23 protein-coding genes are annotated in these 20,109 nt (G+C 70.4%); 17 read left to right on the top strand and 6 right to left on the bottom strand.

Annotated elements, in window-relative coordinates; all coding sequences use genetic code 11:
• Positions 1 to 228: 228 nt before the first annotated feature.
• The 17 genes from mnmG (at position 229) to DEFCA_RS0113975 (ending at position 14,595) form a co-directional block, all read left to right on the top strand.
• Complete coding sequence (mnmG, locus tag DEFCA_RS0114055) at positions 229 to 2,100, top strand: tRNA uridine-5-carboxymethylaminomethyl(34) synthesis enzyme MnmG (protein WP_025323652.1); 1,872 nt, start codon at positions 229 to 231, stop codon at positions 2,098 to 2,100.
• 3 nt (positions 2,101 to 2,103) lie between these two features.
• Positions 2,104 to 2,739 (top strand): 16S rRNA (guanine(527)-N(7))-methyltransferase RsmG, encoded by a 636-nt coding sequence (locus tag DEFCA_RS20880; RefSeq protein ID WP_025323651.1) that lies wholly within the window; start codon positions 2,104 to 2,106, stop codon positions 2,737 to 2,739.
• An 813-nt stretch (positions 2,740 to 3,552) separates the two neighbouring features.
• Positions 3,553 to 4,308 carry a ParA family protein gene (locus DEFCA_RS0114045; protein WP_029734110.1) on the top strand — a complete coding sequence of 252 codons (756 nt, stop codon included), beginning with the start codon at positions 3,553 to 3,555 and terminating at the stop codon, positions 4,306 to 4,308.
• Between the two features lie 19 nt (positions 4,309 to 4,327).
• Positions 4,328 to 5,176 carry a ParB/RepB/Spo0J family partition protein gene (locus tag DEFCA_RS0114040; protein WP_025323650.1) on the top strand — a complete coding sequence of 283 codons (849 nt, stop codon included), beginning with the start codon at positions 4,328 to 4,330 and terminating at the stop codon, positions 5,174 to 5,176.
• Positions 5,177 to 5,209: 33 nt separating this feature from the next.
• The gene (locus DEFCA_RS0114035; protein WP_025323649.1) at positions 5,210 to 5,482 is read left to right on the top strand and encodes an AtpZ/AtpI family protein; all 273 of its coding nucleotides are present in this window, start codon (positions 5,210 to 5,212) and stop codon (positions 5,480 to 5,482) included.
• Entirely contained in the window at positions 5,479 to 5,802 is a 324-nt protein-coding gene (locus DEFCA_RS0114030) for a hypothetical protein (RefSeq protein ID WP_025323648.1), read from the top strand. Before DEFCA_RS0114035 ends, DEFCA_RS0114030 begins: the two co-directional genes overlap by 4 nt.
• Before the next feature lie 342 nt (positions 5,803 to 6,144).
• Entirely contained in the window at positions 6,145 to 6,819 is a 675-nt protein-coding gene (atpB, locus tag DEFCA_RS0114025) for a F0F1 ATP synthase subunit A (RefSeq protein ID WP_025323647.1), read from the top strand.
• Positions 6,820 to 6,828: 9 nt separating this feature from the next.
• A complete protein-coding gene (gene atpE / locus DEFCA_RS0114020; RefSeq protein WP_025323646.1) occupies positions 6,829 to 7,539 on the top strand; it encodes an ATP synthase F0 subunit C in 711 nt (236 codons plus the stop codon).
• Between the two features lie 32 nt (positions 7,540 to 7,571).
• Positions 7,572 to 7,820, top strand: a complete 249-nt coding sequence (gene atpE / locus DEFCA_RS0114015) for an ATP synthase F0 subunit C (RefSeq protein ID WP_025323645.1) — start codon at positions 7,572 to 7,574, stop codon at positions 7,818 to 7,820.
• 139 nt (positions 7,821 to 7,959) lie between these two features.
• Complete coding sequence (locus tag DEFCA_RS0114010; RefSeq protein WP_025323644.1) at positions 7,960 to 8,388, top strand: ATP synthase F0 subunit B; 429 nt, start codon at positions 7,960 to 7,962, stop codon at positions 8,386 to 8,388.
• Positions 8,388 to 8,963: an ATP synthase F0 subunit B gene (locus DEFCA_RS0114005; RefSeq protein ID WP_025323643.1), complete on the top strand. Its 576-nt coding sequence runs from the start codon at positions 8,388 to 8,390 to the stop codon at positions 8,961 to 8,963. Before DEFCA_RS0114010 ends, DEFCA_RS0114005 begins: the two co-directional genes overlap by 1 nt.
• A complete protein-coding gene (locus DEFCA_RS0114000) occupies positions 8,960 to 9,502 on the top strand; it encodes a F0F1 ATP synthase subunit delta (protein ID WP_025323642.1) in 543 nt (180 codons plus the stop codon). Before DEFCA_RS0114005 ends, DEFCA_RS0114000 begins: the two co-directional genes overlap by 4 nt.
• A gap of 7 nt (positions 9,503 to 9,509) precedes the next feature.
• The gene (gene atpA / locus DEFCA_RS0113995) at positions 9,510 to 11,021 is read left to right on the top strand and encodes a F0F1 ATP synthase subunit alpha (RefSeq protein ID WP_025323641.1); all 1,512 of its coding nucleotides are present in this window, start codon (positions 9,510 to 9,512) and stop codon (positions 11,019 to 11,021) included.
• A gap of 20 nt (positions 11,022 to 11,041) precedes the next feature.
• Complete coding sequence (gene atpG, locus DEFCA_RS0113990; RefSeq protein WP_025323640.1) at positions 11,042 to 11,905, top strand: ATP synthase F1 subunit gamma; 864 nt, start codon at positions 11,042 to 11,044, stop codon at positions 11,903 to 11,905.
• A 36-nt stretch (positions 11,906 to 11,941) separates the two neighbouring features.
• Positions 11,942 to 13,363 carry a F0F1 ATP synthase subunit beta gene (gene atpD / locus DEFCA_RS0113985; RefSeq protein WP_025323639.1) on the top strand — a complete coding sequence of 474 codons (1,422 nt, stop codon included), beginning with the start codon at positions 11,942 to 11,944 and terminating at the stop codon, positions 13,361 to 13,363.
• Positions 13,364 to 13,378: 15 nt separating this feature from the next.
• Positions 13,379 to 13,795: a F0F1 ATP synthase subunit epsilon gene (locus tag DEFCA_RS0113980; protein WP_025323638.1), complete on the top strand. Its 417-nt coding sequence runs from the start codon at positions 13,379 to 13,381 to the stop codon at positions 13,793 to 13,795.
• 347 nt (positions 13,796 to 14,142) lie between these two features.
• Positions 14,143 to 14,595, top strand: a complete 453-nt coding sequence (locus DEFCA_RS0113975) for a pentapeptide repeat-containing protein (RefSeq protein ID WP_025323637.1) — start codon at positions 14,143 to 14,145, stop codon at positions 14,593 to 14,595.
• Between the two features lie 12 nt (positions 14,596 to 14,607).
• Here the strand turns inward: DEFCA_RS0113975 and DEFCA_RS0113970 are convergent, their stop codons facing one another.
• The 6 genes from DEFCA_RS0113970 to DEFCA_RS0113945 form a co-directional block, all read right to left on the bottom strand.
• Positions 14,608 to 15,192, bottom strand: coding sequence for a hypothetical protein (locus DEFCA_RS0113970; protein ID WP_025323636.1), 585 nt, complete (start codon positions 15,190 to 15,192; stop codon positions 14,608 to 14,610).
• A gap of 17 nt (positions 15,193 to 15,209) precedes the next feature.
• The gene (nifS, locus tag DEFCA_RS0113965; RefSeq protein ID WP_025323635.1) at positions 15,210 to 16,391 is read right to left on the bottom strand and encodes a cysteine desulfurase NifS; all 1,182 of its coding nucleotides are present in this window, start codon (positions 16,389 to 16,391) and stop codon (positions 15,210 to 15,212) included.
• Positions 16,392 to 16,395: 4 nt separating this feature from the next.
• The gene (gene nifU, locus DEFCA_RS0113960; RefSeq protein ID WP_025323634.1) at positions 16,396 to 17,235 is read right to left on the bottom strand and encodes a Fe-S cluster assembly protein NifU; all 840 of its coding nucleotides are present in this window, start codon (positions 17,233 to 17,235) and stop codon (positions 16,396 to 16,398) included.
• 94 nt (positions 17,236 to 17,329) lie between these two features.
• Entirely contained in the window at positions 17,330 to 18,388 is a 1,059-nt protein-coding gene (locus DEFCA_RS20875; protein WP_025323633.1) for a TlpA disulfide reductase family protein, read from the bottom strand.
• 34 nt (positions 18,389 to 18,422) lie between these two features.
• Positions 18,423 to 19,262 carry an MBL fold metallo-hydrolase gene (locus DEFCA_RS0113950; protein WP_025323632.1) on the bottom strand — a complete coding sequence of 280 codons (840 nt, stop codon included), beginning with the start codon at positions 19,260 to 19,262 and terminating at the stop codon, positions 18,423 to 18,425.
• Between the two features lie 321 nt (positions 19,263 to 19,583).
• Positions 19,584 to 20,060 carry a ferritin family protein gene (locus DEFCA_RS0113945; RefSeq protein WP_025323631.1) on the bottom strand — a complete coding sequence of 159 codons (477 nt, stop codon included), beginning with the start codon at positions 20,058 to 20,060 and terminating at the stop codon, positions 19,584 to 19,586.
• Positions 20,061 to 20,109: the final 49 nt, after the last annotated feature.

Genomic DNA, 20,109 nt, shown 5'->3' with positions numbered 1-20,109 from the left:
CTGAATTCCGTCTTCTGACTCCTGAACCGTAGGCCCCATGCCTCCGGCGAGAAAACCCCGGACCAACGAAAGTCACCCTTCCCCGTTGCCCGGCCCCGTAGGGGCCTGATGGGGCTTTCCGTTGGATGGTATAGCGGGCTCGGCCGTACCGGCGAGACATCACTTTTCGACCGTCGACCGAAGACCGATGTTTCACGTGAAACATTCCGGCCAGGCCGGAGGAACGGCATGGACTGGCACCAGAGCCACGACGTGATCGTGGTGGGCGCGGGCCACGCGGGGATCGAGGCGGCCCTGGCCGCGGCCCGCATCGGGGCCCGAACCCTGCTCCTCACCCTCAACCTGGACACCGTGGGCAAGATGTCGTGCAACCCGGCCATCGGAGGCCTGGCCAAGGGCCACCTGGTGCGCGAGGTGGATGCCCTGGGGGGCGAGATGGGCCGGGCCATCGATGCGACCGGCATCCAGTTCCGCAGGCTCAACACCCGCAAGGGCCCGGCCGTGTGGGCGTCGCGCGCCCAGGCCGACCGCACGGCCTACGGCGCCCACATGAAGCGGGCCGTGGAGACCCAGCCGGGCCTGACCGTCCACCAGGCCGAGGTGGTGGCCCTGTGGGTCCAGGGCCGGGAGCTGCGGGGGGTGGTCTCCCGGGAGGGCGTCCGGTACCCGGGCCGCACGGTGGTGCTGTGCCCCGGCACCTTCCTGAACGGCCTGGCCCATGTGGGGCTGAACCGGTTCCCGGCTGGCCGGGCCGGCGAGCCCCCGTCCCGGGCGCTCGCCGAGAACCTGCGGGAGCTCGGGTTCCCCATGGGCCGGCTCAAGACCGGCACCCCGCCCCGGCTCAACGGCCGCACGATCCGCTGGGACGCCCTCGAGGTGCAGGCGGGCGACCCCCACCCCCTCCCGTTCAGCGCGGACACCCCGGCCATCGATCGACCCCAGGTGCCCTGCCACATCACCTACACCACCCCCCGCACCCACGAGATCATCCGCGCGTCCCTGGACCGCTCCCCCCTGTACACCGGCGTGATCGAGGGGATCGGGCCCCGGTACTGCCCCAGCATCGAGGACAAGGTGGTCCGGTTCGCCGACCGCGAGCGGCACCAGGTGTTCCTGGAGCCCGAGGGCCTGGACACCACAGAGGTCTACCCCAACGGCGTGTCCACCAGCCTCCCCCTGGACGTGCAGGTCGCGATCCTCCGATCCATCCCGGGCCTGGAGGAGGTCGAGATCCTCCGGCCGGGGTACGCCATCGAGTACGATTTCGTGGACCCCAGGGACCTGTTCCCCACCCTGGAGTCCAAGCGGATCCCCGGGCTGTTTCTGGCCGGCCAGATCAACGGCACCTCCGGGTACGAGGAGGCCGCGGCCCAGGGGATCCTGGCCGGGATCAACGCGGCCCTCCGGGCCGGCGGCTCCGACCCGGTCACCGTGGCCCGCCACGAGGGCTACTTGGGCGTGCTGGTGGACGACCTGGTCACCAAGGGCACGAAGGAGCCCTACCGCATGTTCACTAGCCGGGCCGAATTCCGTCTGCTCCTCCGGGAGGACAACGCCGATCTGCGCCTCACCCCCCTGGGCCTGCGGGTCGGCGCCGTACCCCCAGAACGCGAGGCCCGGTTCCGCCGCCGCAAGGACCGCCTGGCCGAGCTCCGTGCGTTCCTGCGTGCCACGCGGGTGCGGCCGGGGCCGGCCGTGAACGGGGTGCTGGCCGCGGCCGGCTCCTCGCCCCTGCGAGAGCCGGCCGCCCTAGAGGACCTGCTCCGCAGGCCCGGGGTGACCCTTCAGGCCCTCCGCCCCCTCGCCGAGGGCTGGCCTCCGTTTGACCCCCGGGACGCCGTGACCGCGGAGGTGGAGGTGAAGTACGAGGGCTATGTGCGCCGCGACCTGGAGGGCATCGAGCAGGTGCGCCGCCTCGAGGCCACCCCCCTGCCCCCGGATCTGGACTACACCCGGATCGAAGGCCTCGCCACCGAGGTTCGCCAAATCCTTCAGGAGGCCCGTCCCCTCACCCTGGCCCAGGCCCTCCGGATCCCGGGGGTCCGGCCCTCGGCCGGACCCGTACTCCTGGTCCACCTCAAGCGCATCGGGGCCCTGTGAGCCATGCCGGCGGCCCCTGACCCCTGGGCCCCCCTTCGGGCGGTCCGCCCCGACCTCCCGTGGGAGAAGCTCGAGGCCCTAGCGGCCGAGCTCCACCGCTGGAACCGGCGCATCCGGCTCGTGGGCCCCCGAACCCTCGAGGGGGTCCGGTTGCAGATCGCGGACGCCCTGCTCCCGTTTCTCCCAGAGCCGCCGGAAGGCCCCTTTCTCGACATCGGCACCGGCCCCGGTCTTCCCCTGCTGCCGGTTTCCCTGGTGCACCCCCAACTCGCCTGCACCGGGCTCGAACCCCGATCGAAGCGGGTCGCCTTCGCCCGCCACGCCGCCCGCGTCCTCCGCCTGCCGAACGTCACCGTGTTCCAGGGTCGGGCCCCCGAGATCCTCGAGCCGCACCCGGAGCTCGCAGCGGCCTTCCGCACCGTAACGGCCCGCGCCGTGGCCGACATCGAGGCCGCCCTTCTTCTGGCCGCCCCGTTCCTCGCCCCGGGCGGCGCGGTGGTGCTGCCCCGCGCCGGCGAGCCGGCGATCCAGCCGCCCGGCTGGGTCCTGGTGGCCCGCCGGGACCTCCCCCGCCTGCCCGGCCTGGGTCCCCGATCGCTGCTCGTGTACCGGGGTGGTCTGGGGCCTTCGGCCCGCTAGGACGCTAGGAGGCTGGGATGCCAGGAGGCTTAAAAAACCCCTATGGTTTCCCAGCGTTCTAAGTGCCAGCACGCCTCTTTGTTATCACTATCACGGTCGGGGGCAAGGGGGCTGCTGGAGAGCCGCGCGCGGCTCCTTGGCTCGCCGCGCAGCGCCTCCAACGCTCGCACCGTGAGTTCGTTCGGGTCCCGTCGAACGGTCATGGGGCCACCGCCGGTGCCCCTTGCCTGCGCGGCGAATCTCAATGTCCGGCTTCGCGCGCGGCCGGAAGCAGGCCCCATGCCCGCCGCCGGCAATGGCCCGGACCAACGCACGTCACCCTTCTCCGTTGTAGGGTCGCGCAGCGGCCGAAGGGGTTCCCAGTAACTTCGGTCGTCGGTCTACGGTCAACGGTCGTCGGTCGGGGGCCTTCGGTCCGCTAGGCGGCTCTCGAACCGCGCCAAAGCTCGGACCGAGACTCTCCGCATGGGCGTACCCAGCATACAGCCCCCCTGCCTACCCGAGAGGCTCTCTGTCGGACTCCTGTCTTGAAGAGCGCTTCCACCGGAATGTTTCACGTGAAACATCCGGCCCGCACGGGCCTGGGACCGCGGCCCGCTGCCCAACGGTCTCGCCGCCTAGAGTGGTTACTCAGAAAAACGGCCATGCCCCCGGCAAAGCGGCGCCCCACTTCGAGCAGGCCCCATGCCATGTCCTGCAACGCCTGGGGTCTCGCAGCCTTCTAGCCTCCCAGCTTTCCAGCCTTCCCGCCCCCCCAAAAACGTTCCCCCCTCCGCCCCCCTGTGCTACCATACCGCGCCTCGGGAGGACGCCATGGGTAGGATCCTTTGCACCGCGAACCAGAAGGGCGGGGTGGGCAAGACCACCACCGCCGTGAACCTGGCCGCCTCGCTCGCGGCCGCGGAGAAACGGGTCCTCTTGGTCGACCTGGACCCCCAGGCCAACGCGTCCAGCGGCCTCGGCGTGCGCCTCGCTCCAGGGGAACCGTCGGCCTACCCCCTTCTCCTGGGGCATGCCCCGGCGGCCGACCTGGTCCGCCCCACCCAGGTGCCCCACCTGAGCCTGATCCCCGCGTCCCGAGACCTGGCCGGCGCCGAGGTCGAACTCGTGGCCGCCGACCGCCGGGAGTACCGCCTGCGCACCGCCCTGGCCGAGATCCGCGACCGCTACGACTTCGTGTTCATCGACTGCCCCCCCAGCCTGGGGCTCCTCACGGTGAACGCCCTGGTGGCCGCCGACGCGGTGATCATCCCGCTGCAGTGCGAGTACTACGCCCTCGAAGGCCTGGGCCAGCTCCTCACCACCATCCGCACCGTGCGCCGGAGCTTCAACCCCCGGCTCCAGGTCGAGGGAATCCTCCTGACCATGTTCGACGCCCGCAACAACCTCAGCCACCAGGTGGCCGAGGAGGTCCGCCGCCACTTCCGCGACAAGGTGTTCCGGTCCGTGATTCCCCGGAACGTGCGCCTCAGCGAGGCCCCCAGCCACGGCAAGCCCGCCCTGCTCTACGACGTCCGGTCCACCGGCGCCCAGAGCTACCTGCGCATGGCCCGGGAGCTCCTCGCCTGATGCCCTCGGGAGCCCGCCCATGACGAAGAAGAGACGACCGGCCCTCGGAACCGGCCTGGACGCCCTCCTGCCCGACCGGCTCGAAGGGGAGTACTTCCTCTGCCCCGTGGAGGAGATCCACCCCAGCCCCCACCAGCCCCGGCAGGACTTCGACCCCGAGGCCCTGGACGAGCTCGCCCAGAGCATCCGGGAAAAGGGCCTGGTCCAGCCCGTGATCGTGCGCCAGGACCCCGCCGGCGGGTACGAGCTGATCGCCGGAGAGCGGCGCTGGCGAGCGGCGCAACTTGCCGGGATCACTGAGGTTCCAGCAATTCTCCGCCATGCGGACGACGAAGAGGTGCTGGAGCTCGCGCTGGTCGAAAACCTCCAGCGCCAGGACCTCAACCCGGTGGAGGAGGCCCTCGCCTACCGGGTGCTGATCGAGCGCATCGGCCTGACCCAGGACGAGCTCGCCCGGCGGATCGGCCGGTCCCGGCCGGCCGTGGCCAACGCCCTGCGGCTCCTCACCCTGCCCGACCGGGCCCTGACCGCCCTTCGCTCCGGCCGGATCACGGCCGGCCACGCCCGCGCGATCCTCAGCCTGGAGGACGAGGCCGACCGCTTGGGGCTGTTGGAGGAGATCCTCCGAAAGAACCTGTCCGTCCGCCAGGCCGAGGAGCTCGCCCGGCGACCCCGGCCCCGCAGGCCGGCGGCTCCGGCCCCTGACCCCAACGTGCGCTCGCTCGAGGAGCGCCTTTCCCGCCGGTTCGGAACCCGGGTCCGCGTGGTGCCGGGCCGCAAGAAGGGCTCCGGCCGGCTGACCATCGAGTACCGAAACCTCGACGACCTGGATCGCATCTTAGAACTGCTCGAATCGTCGCCGGCCTGAGCCCTGGGGCCTTCGGCGGTCGGGAGGTGGGCGGTGGCCCGATCCAAGAAGCGCTGGGGCATCGACCCCAAGGAGCTCAAGGACCTCAGTGAGAACCTGGGCCTCGTGACCCACCTGGGCCTCACCATGGCCGCGGCCGTGGGCATCGGCCTGGCCATCGGCCACGGGCTCGACCGGTGGATGGGCACCGGCGGGCTGTGGAAGGCCGTGTTCATCCCCCTCGGCGCCCTCTCCGGGATCTGGACCGTGTACCGGATCGCCATGGACGCCTTCGACAAGCCCGGCCGTCGCAGGAACAAGCCGTGACCGGTCGCCTGCCCCTGGTCGGTCTCGCCACGGTGGCCGCGGCGGGGGCCCTGGGCGGCGGCCACGCGGCCCTCGGCGCGGCCTGGGGCCTGCTCGGCGGGTCCCTGGCCCTGCTGCTCCATGCGGCCGTGGCCCGGCGCCTGCCGCCCGATCCCCGAACGGCGAGCCGGCGGGCGGCCCTCGGTGCCCTCGCCCGCACGGCCCTGCGGCTTGCCTTTCTCGCCGTCGCGGTTACCTTTTCCCGGACCGCGCTGGCCGCGGCCGCTGTGGGCCTGCTGGTCCCGACCGCGCTCCTGGCCCTCGACGCCACCCGGACCTGATGCAGCGGGGGCACGAATCCCGTGGAAACCCCATCAGGCCCCTGGGGGGCCGTACAACGGGGAAGGGTAACTTCCGCTGGTCCGGGGCCTTCACGCCGGAGGCATGGGGCCTGCGGTTCAGGAACCAGAAAACGGAATTCAGAGGACAGGTTCCAGCGTCGGATGCAGGAGCACGCCCGTGGTTTTTCCTGTCTCCGGTCCGCTGAATTCTGGTCCCTGGTCCCCATGCCCCGAGCTCTGGCGCGGTTCGAGAGCCGCCCGGCCGCCTAGCTGCCTAGCCGCCCAGCGGGCCGAAGGCCCCCGACCGACGACCAACGACTGACGACCAACGACCGAGGTCACATGGAAGAGATCCTCTCCATCCCCCACTGGGTGTTCACGGTCAACGGCCGGACCGTGACCTTGAACGCCGTCACCCTGGCCATGTCCTGGCTGGTGATGATCCTGCTCCTGGCCCTGGGCGTCTGGACCGCCCGGCGGCCCGGCCTGGTGCCCTCTCCGTTCCAGGCCGCCGTCGAGTCCGTGATCGAGGCCTTCCGCGACCTGGTCGACGAGAGCCTGGGGAAGCTCGGGCCCGGTTACTTCGCCTTCATCGCCACCTTGTTCCTGTTCATCCTCGTGTCCAACTGGATCGGGGTGGTGCCCCTTCTCCAGGAGCCTACCCGGGACCTGAACACCACCCTCGGCCTCGGCCTCATCGGCTTCGTGGTGGCCCACGTCACGGCCCTGCGGGTCAAGGGGTGGAAGGCCTACGTCAAGGAGTACTTCCAGCCGTTCTTCTTCATGTTCCCGCTCAATGTGATCGGAGAACTCGCCAAAGTCGTGTCCATCTCGTTCCGCCTGTACGGAAACATCATGGGCGGGGCCATCATCATCGCGGTGGTGTCCCGGCTGGTTCACTACGTCCTGATCCCCCCGTTCCTGTACGCCTTTTTCGGGCTGTTCGTGGGAACGGTCCAGGCGTTCGTGTTCGCCATGCTCACGCTCACCTACATCTCCGTGGCCATCCAGGAGTAGTCGCTGCCCATGGACCTCTCCCTCGCCGCTTTCGCGGGCGCTGCCCTGTGCATCGGGCTCGGCGCGGTCGGCTCCGCCCTGGGCGAAGGCCTCACCGCCGGCCGGGCCGCCGAGGCCATCGCCCGCCAACCCCAGGCCGCCCCCACGATCCTGCGCACCATGCTGGTGGGCCAGGCCGTGGCCGAGTCGGCCAGCATCTTCGCCCTGGTGGTGGCCCTGCTCCTCCTGTTCGGCCCGGACTCCGGGCCCCTGCTCCGGGGCGTGGCCCTTTTCTCCGCCGGCCTGTGCATGGGCGCCGGCGCGTTCGGCCCCGGGTACGGCTCGGGCCTGCCCTCGGCCGCAGCCTGCACCGCGGTCGGCCGCAACCCCGCCCGGGCGGCCCGGATCACCACCACCATGCTCGTGTCCCAGGCCGTGGCCCAGACCCCGTCGATCTTCGCCCTGCTCGTGGCGTTCCTGCTCATGTTCCGGTCCCAGCCCCCGGAGTTCACCCTGTCCGGGGCGGCGGCCCTCCTGGGCGCCGCCATCGCGGCCGGGGTCTCGGCCACCGGGCCGGGCATCGGAGCCGGGTTCGCCGGCGCGGCCGCCTGCGACGGCACGGCCCGCCGGCCCGACCGGGCGCCGTTGATCCTGCGTACCATGCTGGTGGGCCAGGCCGTCAGCCAGTCCACCAGCGTGTACGGGCTCGTGGTGGCCCTCGTGCTCCTGTACGTCGTATGATCTGGACCCTCACCCAGGAAAGGAGTCGTCCCATGGACATCACCGGAGCAGACCTGGTCCGAGCCGCAGCCCTCCTCGGCGCCGGCATCGCCATGGGGTTCGGCGCCATCGGCCCCGGCATCGGCGAGGGGTTCGCTGCCGGCAAGGCCTGCGAGGGCATCGCCCGGGCCCCGGAGCACGCCAACCTCCTGACCCGCACCATGCTGGTGGGCCAGGCCGTGTCCGAGTCCACCGGCATCTACGCCCTGGTCGTCGCGCTGCTCCTGATCTTCGTCGTGTAGGGCCGACCGGCCCCCTCCCGGGGCCCCATAACCGCCGAAACCCGCCCGTTTCTTTTCACCTTTCGGGTGTTTGATTCCCGGGGGGGGTTCGTGTATCATCGCGGCCGCTTTCCGCCGGGCCCTTGGGAGGAGTGTTCCCGTGATCGATCTGAACGCCACCCTGATCATCCAACTCGTCAACTTTCTCGTCCTGATGGTCCTGCTGGATCGGATCCTGTTCCGGCCCATGCTCCGGGTCCTCCAGGAACGCCAGGAGCGCACCGAGGGCCGACGCCGCCAGGCCGAGACCCTGGAGGCCGAGGCGGAGTCCATCTGGGCCGACTACCAGGCCAAGATCCGCGAGGCCAAGGCCGAGGCCGACCGGGTCCGCACCCGGCTCGTCCACGAGGCCGAGGCCCGGCGCCAGAAGCTCCTGGCCGACGCCGCGGCCGAGGCGGAGACCCAGCTGGCCAAGATCCGGGCCCAGGTCCGCGCCGAGGCCGACGAGGCCCGCAAGGTGCTGGAGGCCGACGCCCGCACCTTGGCCCAGGATCTGGCCGAGCGCCTTCTCGAAAGGAGGGTTGCCTGATGCGTTCGCTGGTCCGCGCCCGTGCGGTGGCGCTCTCGGCCGCCGCCCTGCTGCTCCCGGCGGTCGCCTTCGCCAGCGGCGGCGAGGGGGGCGGCAACCCCTGGTTCGCCCTGGGCATGAAGTTCGTGAACTTCGGTATCCTGGTGGGCATCCTCTACTTCGCCCTGCGCAAGACCGTGCCCCAGGCCCTGCAGGACCGCCGCGAGAACATCCGCCGGGCCCTGGAGGAGTCGCGCAAGGCCCTGGAGGCGGCCCAGGCCAAGCTCCGGGAGTACAAGGACCGGGTCGCCCACCTGGAGGACGAGATCGCCCGGCTCCGGGCCGACTTCGAGGCCGAGGGCAAGCGCCAGCAGGAGCGCATCCTGGCCGAGGCCGACAAGGCGGCCGAGTCCATCCGCCGCCAGGCCGAGGCCTCGGCCCAGAGCGAGGTCAAGCGGGCCCGGGACCAGCTCCGGGCCGAGGCCGCCCAACTGGCCGTCAGCCTGGCCGAGGAGATCCTCCGCAAGGCCTACGGCCCCGAGGACCAGAAGAAGGCCGTCGCTTTCACCGTTGAGCGCGTCGAGGGACTCCATTGAACCGGAAGCGCATCGCCCGCCGTTACGCCAAGGCCTTGTTCGAGCTGGCCCGCGAGCAGGGCCGGATCGAACCCGTGGGACAGGAGCTTCGGGAGCTCTACGATCTGCTGGCCTCCAACCCCGAGCTGCGCACCACCCTCCTGACGCCCGTGCTTCCCCGCCGGGTCAAGGCCGAGGTGCTCGGGGCCCTCCTCGAGAGGCTGGGGCCCTCGGATCTGGTGGCCAACTTCCTCCGGGTGCTCCTCGAGGCCCGCAAGCTCCCCGCCCTGCCCGACATCCTCGAGGCCTACGACACCCTGGCCGACGAGGCCGCCGGCCGGGTGCGGGGCGAGGTGGTCACCGCCCTGCCGCTGGACGAGGCCGAGCTCGAGGCCATCCGCCAGGCCCTGGCCAAGCGGCTCCAGAAGGAGATCGTCCTTTCGACCCGCCAGTCCCCCGAGATCCTCGGGGGGGTCATGGCGCGGGTCGGCAACCTCGTTTTCGATGCCAGCTTGCGCACCCAACTCCAGCGGCTGCGCGACAGCTTGATGAAGGGGTGAGAGAGCCATGCAGATCCGCGCCGAAGAGATCAGCCAGATCATCAAGTCCAAGATCCAGAACTTCCAGGCCGACGTGGACGTGGCCGAGACCGGGGTCGTCCTGACCGTGGGAGACGGCATCGCCCGGCTCCACGGCCTGGAGAAGTGCATGGCCGGAGAGCTCGTGGAGTTCCCCGGCGGCATCATGGGCATGGCCCTGAACCTGGAAGAGGACAACGTGGGTGCCGCCATCTTCGGCGAGGACATCCACATCAAGGAGGGCGACATCGTCAAGCGCACCGGCCGCATCGTGTCGGTGCCGGTGGGCGAGGGCCTGCTGGGCCGGGTGGTGGACCCCCTGGGCAACCCGGTGGACGGCCTGGGCGACGTCGAGTCCTCGGAGACCCGGGTCATCGACGTGAAGGCCCCTGGCATCGTGCTTCGCCAGCCGGTGAACGAGCCGATTCAGACCGGCCTGAAGGCCATCGACTCCATGGTTCCGATCGGCCGGGGTCAGCGTGAGCTGATCATCGGCGACCGCCAGACCGGCAAGACCGCCGTGGCCATCGACACCATCATCAACCAGCGCGACACCGACGTGATCTGCATCTACGTCGCGATCGGCCAGAAGCGCTCCACCGTGGCCCAGGTGGTGGCCCGGCTCAAAGAGCACAACGCCATGGACTACACCATCGTGGTGGCAGCCACGGCCTCCGAGCCCGCGCCGCTGCAGTACATCGCCCCGTTCGCCGGCTGCGCCATGGGCGAGTACTTCCGCGACAACGGCAAGCACGCCGTCATCATCTACGACGACCTGTCCAAGCAGGCCGTGGCCTACCGGCAGCTCTCCCTGCTGCTGCGCCGTCCGCCGGGCCGCGAGGCCTACCCGGGTGACGTGTTCTACCTCCACTCCCGCCTGCTGGAGCGGGCCGCCAAGCTCTCGGACGAAAAGGGCGGGGGCAGCCTCACGGCCCTTCCGATCATCGAGACCCAGGCGGGCGACGTGTCGGCCTACATCCCGACCAACGTGATCTCCATCACCGACGGCCAGATCTACCTGGAGGCCGACCTGTTCTACTCGGGCGTCCGGCCCGCCATCAACGTGGGCCTGTCGGTGTCCCGGGTGGGCGGCGCCGCCCAGATCAAGGCCATGAAGAGCGTGGCCGGGTCGCTCCGGCTCGACCTGGCCCAGTACCGCGAGCTGGAGGCGTTCGCCCAGTTCGGCTCCGACCTGGACAAGGCCACCCAGCGCCAGCTCGCCCGGGGCGCCCGGCTCGTGGAGATCCTCAAGCAGGGCCAGTACTCGCCCCTGCCGGTGGAGAAGCAGGTGCTCATCATCTACGCGGCCACCAACGGCTGGGTGGACAAGTACGAGGTGAGCCAGCTCCACCGCTACGAGGAGCAGCTCTACTCCTTCCTCGACACCAAGCGTCCCGACGTGCTCGAGGACCTGCGCACCAAGAAGGCCCTGGACGACGACCTCAAGAAGAAGATCGACGAGGCCCTGGCCGAGTTCGACAAGGTGTTCGTGGCCGAGTGATCCCTAGGGAGCGTTAGCCCATGGCCAACCTGAAGGACATCCGAAACCGGATCGCCAGCGTCCGGAGCACCCAGCAGATCACCAAGGCCATGAAGATGGTCTCGGCGGCCAAGTTCCGGCGTGCCGAGGAGGCCATCCTCCAGAACCGGCCGTACTCCGACAAGATGTTGGAGGTGCTCTCCAGCCTGGCGCTGCGCACCGAGGAGGAGGCCCATCCCCTTCTGGAGCGCCGGGATCCCCGCCGGGTGTGCCTGATCGTGTTCACCAGCGATCGGGGTCTGTGCGGCTCGTTCAACGCCAGCATCCTGCGGGCCGCCGAGCGGTTCCTGCGGGAGAAGGGCGGCGAGTACGAGGCCGTGCCCCTGTACCTGGTGGGCAAGAAGGCGGTGGACTACTTCCGCCGCCGCAACGCCGAGATCATCGGACAGAAGACCGAGCTGTTCGGCAAGGTCGCCTACGGCGAGGCCCAGACCATCGCCCGGGACGTGATCGAGCGGTACACGAACCGGGAGATCGACCTGGTCTACATGGTGTACAACGAGTTCCGGTCGGCCCTGTCCCAGCAGGTGGTGTTCGACCGCCTCCTGCCGGTGGAGCCGATGCCGGTGGACCCGGAGACCTCCACCACCGAGTACATCTACGAGCCCAGCGAGGAGTACATGCTCAACTGGGTGCTGCCCCGCTACGTGGAGGTCCGCATGTTCCGGGCCCTGCTCGAGAGCACGGCCAGCGAGCACGGAGCCCGCATGACGGCCATGGACTCGGCCACCAACAACGCGACCGAGATGATCGCCCGCCTCACCCTGAAGTACAACCGGGCCCGGCAGGAGGCGATCACCACCGAACTGATGGATATCGTAAACGGCGTCGAGGCCATGCGTTAGCCTGGCGGCCGCTCACCGGAAGGAGGCCTGAAGCCCATGAGCAACGAATACGGAAAGATCAGCCAGGTCATCGGACCCGTCGTGGACGTGGCCTTCGAGGGGGAGCTCCCCGAGATCTACACGGCGCTCAAGATCACCAACCCCTCCATCGACGACCGGGAGTGGAACCTGATGGTGGAGGTGGCCCAGCACCTGGGCGAGCACACCGTCCGATGCATCGCCATGGACTCCACCGAGGGCCTGGTGCGCGGCCAGCCGGTCCTGAACACCGGTGAGATGATCAGCGTGCCGGTGGGTCGCGAGGTGCTCGGCCGCATCCTCAACGTGGTCGGGGAGCCCGTGGACGAGGCCGGCCCGGTCGAGACCAAGATGCGCAGCCCCATCCACAAGCCGGCCCCTCCGTTCACCGAGATGAGCACCGAGATGCAGGTGTTGGAGACCGGCATCAAGGTGGTGGACCTGCTGGCACCGTATCTCCGGGGCGGAAAGATCGGCCTGTTCGGCGGCGCGGGCGTGGGCAAGACCGTGCTGATCATGGAGCTGATCAACAACGTGGCCCGGCAGCACGGCGGGTTCTCGGTGTTCGGCGGCGTGGGCGAGCGCACCCGTGAGGGCAACGACCTGTGGCTCGAGATGAAGGAGTCCGGGGTCATCGACAAGACCGCCCTCATCTACGGCCAGATGAACGAGCCCCCCGGCGCCCGGGCCCGGGTGGCCCTGACGGCGCTCACGGTGGCCGAGTACTTCCGGGACGAAGAGGGCCAGGACGTGCTCCTGTTCATCGACAACATCTTCCGGTTCACCCAGGCGGGCTCCGAGGTGTCGGCCCTGCTCGGCCGGATCCCGTCCGCCGTGGGGTACCAGCCCACCCTGGCCACCGAGATGGGCGAGCTCCAGGAGCGGATCACCACCACCTCCAAGGGCTCGATCACCTCGGTGCAGGCCATCTACGTGCCGGCCGACGACCTCACCGACCCGGCCCCGGCCACCACCTTCGCCCACCTGGACGCCACCACGGTGCTGTCCCGGCAGATCGCCGAGCTCGGCATCTACCCCGCCGTGGACCCGCTGGACTCCACCAGCCGGATCCTGGACCCGCGGGTGGTGGGCGACGAGCACTACGCGGTGGCCCGGGAGGTCCAGGAGATCCTCCAGCGGTACAAGGACCTCCAGGACATCATCGCGATCCTCGGCATGGACGAGCTGTCCGAGGACGACAAGCTCACCGTGGCCCGGGCCCGGAAGATCCAGCGGTTCCTCTCCCAGCCCTTCCACGTGGCCGAGGCCTTCACCGGCACCCCCGGCAAGTACGTGAAGCTGGCCGACACGATCCGGGGCTTCCAGGAGATCGTGGAGGGCAAGCACGACGACCTGCCCGAGCAGGCCTTCTACATGGTGGGCACCATCGAGGAGGCCGTGGAGAAGGGCAAGCGCCTCATGGAAACGGAAGCGGCCTAACCCGGGGAGGACCCCATGGCACAGCAGCGGTTTCGGCTGGAGGTGGTCACCCCCCAGCGCCTCCTGGTCAGCGACGAGGTCGACGAGGTCACGGCGCCCGGCATCGAGGGCGAGTTCGGCGTGCTTCCGGGGCACACCCCGTTCCTCACGGCCCTGGGCGTGGGCGAGCTCATGTACCGCATCGGCGGGGAGGAGCACTTCCTGGCCCTGCGGCACGGGTTCGCCGAGGTGCAGCACGAAAAGGTCACGGTGCTCGCCGAGGAGGCCGAGTTCCCCTCGGAGATCGACCTGTCCCTGGCCGAGGCCGAGAAGGCCGAGGCCGAGGCCGAGCTCCAGCGGCTCAGCCACGAGTCCCGGGAGTACGCCGAGGCCCAGGCCAAACTGGAGCGGGCCGTGAACCGCATCCAGGTGGCCAGCCGCCACCTGCGCTGACCCAGGCCCCAGACACAGCGAAAGGGGCGCCCCGTGGGTGCCCCTTTTCATTAGCCCGGCGGATAAACAGGCGCTATCGCTCCCTGCTCGGAGGGGCAAGGGACCTGCCGGAGAGCCGGGTGCGGCCCCTTAGCTCGCCGCGCAGCGCCTCTGACGCTCGGACCGCGAAATGGTTCGGATTCCACCGAGTTGTCATGAAACCAGCTCTTCGGTCCCATGCCTGCGCGGCGAATCTCATGCCCGGCTTCGCGCCCGGCCGGAGGCAGGTCCCTTGCCCCGCGCTCCGAGGTGACGCGACTATCTTGTCGCCGGGTTCATGTGACCCCCGTTGATCCCGGAGAGGCCCCGTGGACCTGCGCACCGAACTGCTGACCCTGCTCGAGCGCGGCGACGTGGAGGCGTTCAACGAGGTGGCCCGCAAGCGCCGTCAGATCGTGGACCTCTCGGGCGCCGACCTCACCGCGGCCCGGCTCGAGGGTGTGGACCTCTCGGGCGTGCGCCTCGACCGGGCCCGGCTCGTCCGGGCCCACCTGGCCGCGGCCGACCTGGAGGGGGCGTCCCTGCGGTTCGCCAACCTGGAGGGGGCCGACCTCGAGGGCGCCAACCTCTCCCGGGCCAACCTCTACAACGCCTACCTGGCCGAGGCCCGGCTCGAAGGGGCCTGCCTGTTGGGCGCGGACATCACGGCCGCGGTGTTTCCCTCGGACGTGCGCGCCGAAGAGATCCGCCTGGCCGTGGACCGGGGCACCCGGCTCCGCCACGACCCCCTGGTCGCCCTGCTGCGCCGCCTGGGCCGCTGAAGACCCCGACCCTCAACCCTGGGTGGGGCCACCCTTGCCCTCCCCGCCCCGACGCACCAACACGTCCCCCTTCACCCGGGGCCGGCCGTCGCTCACCTCCACCCGGAACCGAACCCCCGCCACCCCCTCCCGGTCCAGGTGCGCCCCGGCCGCGGCCACGATCCGGTCCCGCAGGGTCTCCAGGGACACCGGCGCCCGCCCCCCGGACGCCCGGGAGATCTCCCGGTGCAGCCGGCCCACGTAGCGCTCGAGGGCCGCCGGGTTGCCGAGCAGCAGCCGATCCACCACGATCTCCGCCCCCCCCTGCGCCTCGGCCCCTACCCGCGCCTTGCGGGCCTCCCGCCGCTCCATCAGCTTGCGGACACGGGACTCCAGGGCCCGGAACCGGTGGGCCAGCGTCGTGACCCGAAACCGCTCCGCCGTGGTCAGCAGGGGCGACCCCACCAGCCGCCGCAGCTCCCGCTCCAGGTCCCGCCGCAACTTCTCGGGCTCGGTGCGGCGCACCCCGGCCAGGAAGTGATCGTACTCCCTCCGCAGCTCCTCCACCCGTTGCTCCAGGTCCCTCACCTCCGACGACGCCGGCGGTCCGCCGCTCATGGGTCCCTACGAGCGGCTCAGCACGCGCCCACCGAAGGCTCGTGCTCCTCGGAAAACGGCGAGATCGACCGGAGCCGCTCGATGATCTTGGGCATCTCGGCCACCACGAAGTCCACCTCCTCCCCGGTGTTGAACCGGCTCAGGCTGAACCGCACGGAGCCGTGGGCGAAGGTGAACGGCACCCCCATGGCCCGCAGCACGTGGGACGGCTCCAGGCTGCCCGAGGTGCAGGCCGACCCCGAGCTGGCGCACACCCCGATCTGGTCGAGCAGCAGCAGGATCGCCTCCCCCTCCACGTACTTGAACGACAGGTTCACCGTGTTGGGCAGCCGCTCGGTGGGGTGGCCGTTGAGACGGGTGTCCGGCACGGCGGCCAGCAGCCCCTTCTCCAGCCGGTCCCGCAGGGCCCGCACCCGGGTGTTCTCCTCGGCCATGTGCTGCCGGGCCAGCTCGCACGCCTTGCCCAGCGCGATGATCCCCGGCACGTTCTCGGTGCCGCCCCGGCGGCCCCGCTCCTGGTGGCCCCCGATCAGGAACGGCCGGTAGGGGGTGCCCTTGCGCACGTACAGGGCCCCCACGCCCTTGGGCGCGTGGAGCTTGTGCCCCGACAGCACCAGGAAGTCGATCGGCAGCGACCGCAGGTCGATGGGCACCTTGCCCACGGCCTGCACGGCGTCGGTGTGGAACAGGATCCCCCGGCTCTTCACGATCTCGGCCGCCCGCTCCACGGGGAACACGGTGCCGGTCTCGTTGTTGGCCCACATGATCGACACCACGGCCGTGTCCTCGCGCAGGCTGTCCTCCAGCTCCTGCAGGTCGATCATGCCGTGCTCGTCCACCCCCAGCAGGGTCACGTGGTAGCCCTTCTTGATCAGATGGTTCACCAGGTTCAGCACGGCCGGGTGCTCCACCCGGGTGGTCACCACGTGGCGCTTCTCGGGCTGGGCCTCGAGGGCCGAGCGGATCGCGGTGTTGTCCCCCTCGGTGCCGCAGCTCGTGAACACGATCTCGGAGGGGTCGGCGCCCAGCAGCTCGGCCACCCGCTCCCGGGCCTCGGCCAGCTTCCGCGCCACCTGTCCTCCGAACGTGTGCATGCTCGAGGGGTTGCCGTACAGCTCGCAGAAGTACGGCCGCATCTCCTCGAACACGGCCGGATCCACCCGGGTCGTCGCGTTGTTGTCGAGATAGATCGTTCGCATGGTCCTACGCCTCCACCACCCGGATCTCGGGGTCCACCATCTCCCGCAGCCTCGCCTCGATCCCGTCCTGCAGCGTCACCTGGCTCGACGGGCAGTTCACGCACATCCCCCGGAACCGCACGTACACCGTGGTTCCGTCCACGTCCACCAGCTCCAGGTCCCCGCCGTCGGCCTGGAGCCCCGGCCGGATCTCCTCGTCGATCACCTTCTGGATCAACTGGATCCGCTGCAGGTTCGTGAGCCGCCGGGGCTTGGCCTCGGGCTGAGCCTTGGCCCGACGCATCTCCCCCCGGACCTCCCGCAGGATCCGCTCGATGTCCGGCAGGCACCGCTCGCACCCGCCCCCGGCCTTGGTGTAGTGGGTCACGTCCTCCACGGTCTGGAGGTCGTTCTCCTCGATGGCCCGACGGATCTGCCGGTCCGTGACCCCAAAGCACTCGCACACCACCTCGCCCTCGAGCTCGGCCTTCGGGGTCTCGATGCCCCGGTAGTTGTTGATCGCCGCCTCCAGGGCCTCCCGCCCCATCACCGAGCAGTGCATCTTCTCCTTGGGAAGCCCGCCCAGGTAGTCGGCGATGTCCCGGTTGGTGATCCGGAGCGCCTCGTCCAGGGTCTTGCCCTTGACCATCTCGGTCAGGGCCGAGGCCGAGGCGATGGCGCTGCCGCACCCGAAGGTCTGGAACTTGGCGTCCACGATCCGCTCGTCCTCGATCTTCAGGTACAGCCGCAGCGCGTCCCCGCACGCGAGGCTCCCCACCTCGCCCACCGCGTCCGCATCCTCCATCTTGCCCACGTTGCGCGGGTGGAGGAAATGGTCCTTCACCTTGTCGCTGTAGTCCCACATCGCGTTCTCTCTCCGTGTTCGGCCCTCCGGCCCGAAGGGCCGGCCCTCTTTTTCCAACCGAATCGATTCATCAATACCACCGGCCCCGGCCGTGTCAACGCGCCGGGGCGGCCACCCCCTTCAACGAGGCCTCCAGGGCCTCCAGGTCCACCTTCCCGGCCGACGCGTGCACCACCCTCCCCTCCCGGTCGATCACCACGACCGTGGGGGTGGCCCGCACCCCCAGGGCCCGGGCCACCCCCTTGCCCTCCCAGTCGGCCAGGCACGGCGGGCTGCCCCGGCCCTCTAGGAACCGCCGGATCCGGTGGCCCAGGGCGGGCGTGTCCACGTTCACCGAGTAGAACCGCACCCCCCTCTGCTGGTAGCGCCGGGCCAGCGCCCACAACGGCCCGAACTCGCTCCGGCACGGCCGGCAGTACAGGCTCCAGAAAAACAGGAAGTGGGCCGACCCGGGCCCGATCGTGACCTCGCCGCCCTCCAGGGCCGTGCCCCGGAGCGGCTCCAGCCGGGTCCCCACCTCCACCAGCCGGCTTCCGGCCGGCGCGAACGCCGTCATCCCCCCCCGGGGCGCCAGGGTCACGTCGGTCTCCCCCCTGCGGCCCAGGTACCGCCGCACGACCCGCTCGAACCGATCCTCGTCGCCCGGCCGGTAGCCCTCCTGGTACAGCCGGATCCATCCCGACCGGTCCACGATCACGGTGACCGGCAGCACCTCCACCCCGTAGGCCTTCACCACCTCCTGCCGGGCGTCCAGCACCACCGGGTACGGCGGCCGGATGCCGGTCTTCTTGAGGAACCGGCGGATGCGCTGGGCCGAGAACACGTCGGTGTTCACGCTGATCACCGCCAGGCCCTTATCTTCGTACCGGCGGTACAGGTCCTCGATGTGGGGCATCTCGTCGAGGCACGACTTGCAGAACACGCTCCAGAACTCCAGGAGCACCACCCGAGAGCCCATGTAGTCCGCCAGCCGCACCACGCCCCCATCGAGGGTCTTGCCGGCGAACGCCGGCGCCAGCGCGTTCACCTCGACGGTGACGCTCTCTCCGCCGGTCTTCTCCTGGGGGCCCTCGTGGGGCGGGGCCGAACACCCCCCCAGCACCAGGACCGCGGCCCCGATCAGGCCCGTGGCAACGGCTCGCACGATTTCCATGGCGGCCCCAGGATACGGCCGCGGGTCGGCCCGGTCAAAGGCGCCGCCGCCACGCCCACAGGAACCCGGGCAGATCGAACCGCTCGAACGGGCTCTCCCCCGGAGCGCCAGCGAGCCGCCGCTCCACCGCCTCGGAGGGGATGCCCCGTTCCCGGCACAGCCGGCGGAACACCTCCCGCCCCGCAGCCACGGGGTCGGGAGGTCCCTCCCACCGGGCCGCCTCCTCGAACAGCCGCTCGATGGCCCGCCGGGTCAACCGGATCCAGGCCCGGCCCCGGTCTCCTACTCGGATCTCCCGGTGGCCCGTGACCAGCACCTCCAGGGGCAGGGCCTCCAGCCGCGCTAGGCTGTCCAGGTACGCGTCGCCGTCCCGGAAGTAGGGGTACGGGCTGGGGTAGAACGCCCGCTCCCAGGTCTCGCCCTTGGGCTGGACCAGGTCGCCGGAGAACAGGATCCCCGGCGGCACCCAAAACGACAGGTCGTCCCCCCGGTCCGAGTGGCCTGGGGTCGCCAGGGCCCGCACCCCGGGGCCCACCTCGTCCAAGGCCCGGTCCTCCGTCACCGCCAGGTCGGGCCCCAGCCCCCCCGCAGGATGGGCCACCACCCGCACGTCGGGCCGCATCCGCCGGGCCACCGCCAGGTTCGCCACGTGGTCCGGGTGGGAGTGGGTGACCAGCACCCATCCCACGGGCTTGCCGGTGTCGCGTTCCAGCCGCCGGACCTCCTCGCCCACGATGTCCCACGGCTCGTCCCCCGGGTCCACCACCGCCAAGCGATCCCGCCCCTCCACCACGGCGGCCCGGCCCGAGGTGATCCAGACCCCAGGCCCCAGACGATGAAGGCCCGGACCCACCGAGGGGCCCGGGCCGTTCAAGATGCGGCCTCCGTGTAACCTCGGGCCTTCGGCCCGCTGGGATGCTGGGACGCTGGGAGGCTTGGAGGCTTGAAAACCTCCCTGCTTTCCAGGCGCTTTAATCACGACCACCCCTCTTTGGCATCACCTCACGGTCCGGAGGGCATGGGGTCTGTTGGAAAGCCGCGTGCGGCTCCTTAGCTCGCCGCGCAGCGCCTCCAACGCTCGTACCGTGAAACCGTCCGTCCCCGGCCGGCCCCATGAAACCATTGTTGCTGCCCCGTGCCTGCGCGGCGAATCTGATGCCCGGCTTCGCGCGCGGCCGGAAACAGACCCCATGCCCTACCGCAGGTCCTCCAACGCCTTCTCGATGGTGCGCAGGTGGACCTCCTCCTCGGCCACCAGCCGGCGGTAGAACTCCGCCTCTGCGTCGCACGTGGCCTGGGCCAGGCGGTCCCGGTAGAACCCCAGGCCCTTGCGCTCCATCTCCGCGGCCTTCTCCAAAGCCTCGAGCGCGTCGGCGTCCGGGGCCACGTGCCGGTCCAGATCTCGGGCCGCCCGGGCGAACGCGTCCTCCACGCCCGAGGCCCGGGCCACCATGGCCGTGGAGTCCGGCCAACCGGCCTGGGACTTGAGTTCCTCATAGATCTCCCGTACCCTTCGGATGTGGTCGAGCTCGTCCTCGGCCAGGGCCTGAAACACCGCCTTGGCCAACGGGTTCGCCACCCGCTCCACGGCCTGGAGGTAGAAGTCCCGGCCGTCCGACTCGAACTTCACGGCCTCGGAAAGGGCAAGGACGGCGGCTTCGGGCGTGCTCATGGGGCAACTCCTTACAAGGGTGGATCGCAAACTCGAGAAAATTGGCACA

The organism is Deferrisoma camini S3R1, from assembly GCF_000526155.1.
GTDB classification, from domain to species: Bacteria; Desulfobacterota; Deferrisomatia; order Deferrisomatales; family Deferrisomataceae; genus Deferrisoma; species Deferrisoma camini.
Note: the sequence above shows the minus strand (reverse complement) of the source record. Positions and strands in the feature narration are given on the sequence as shown.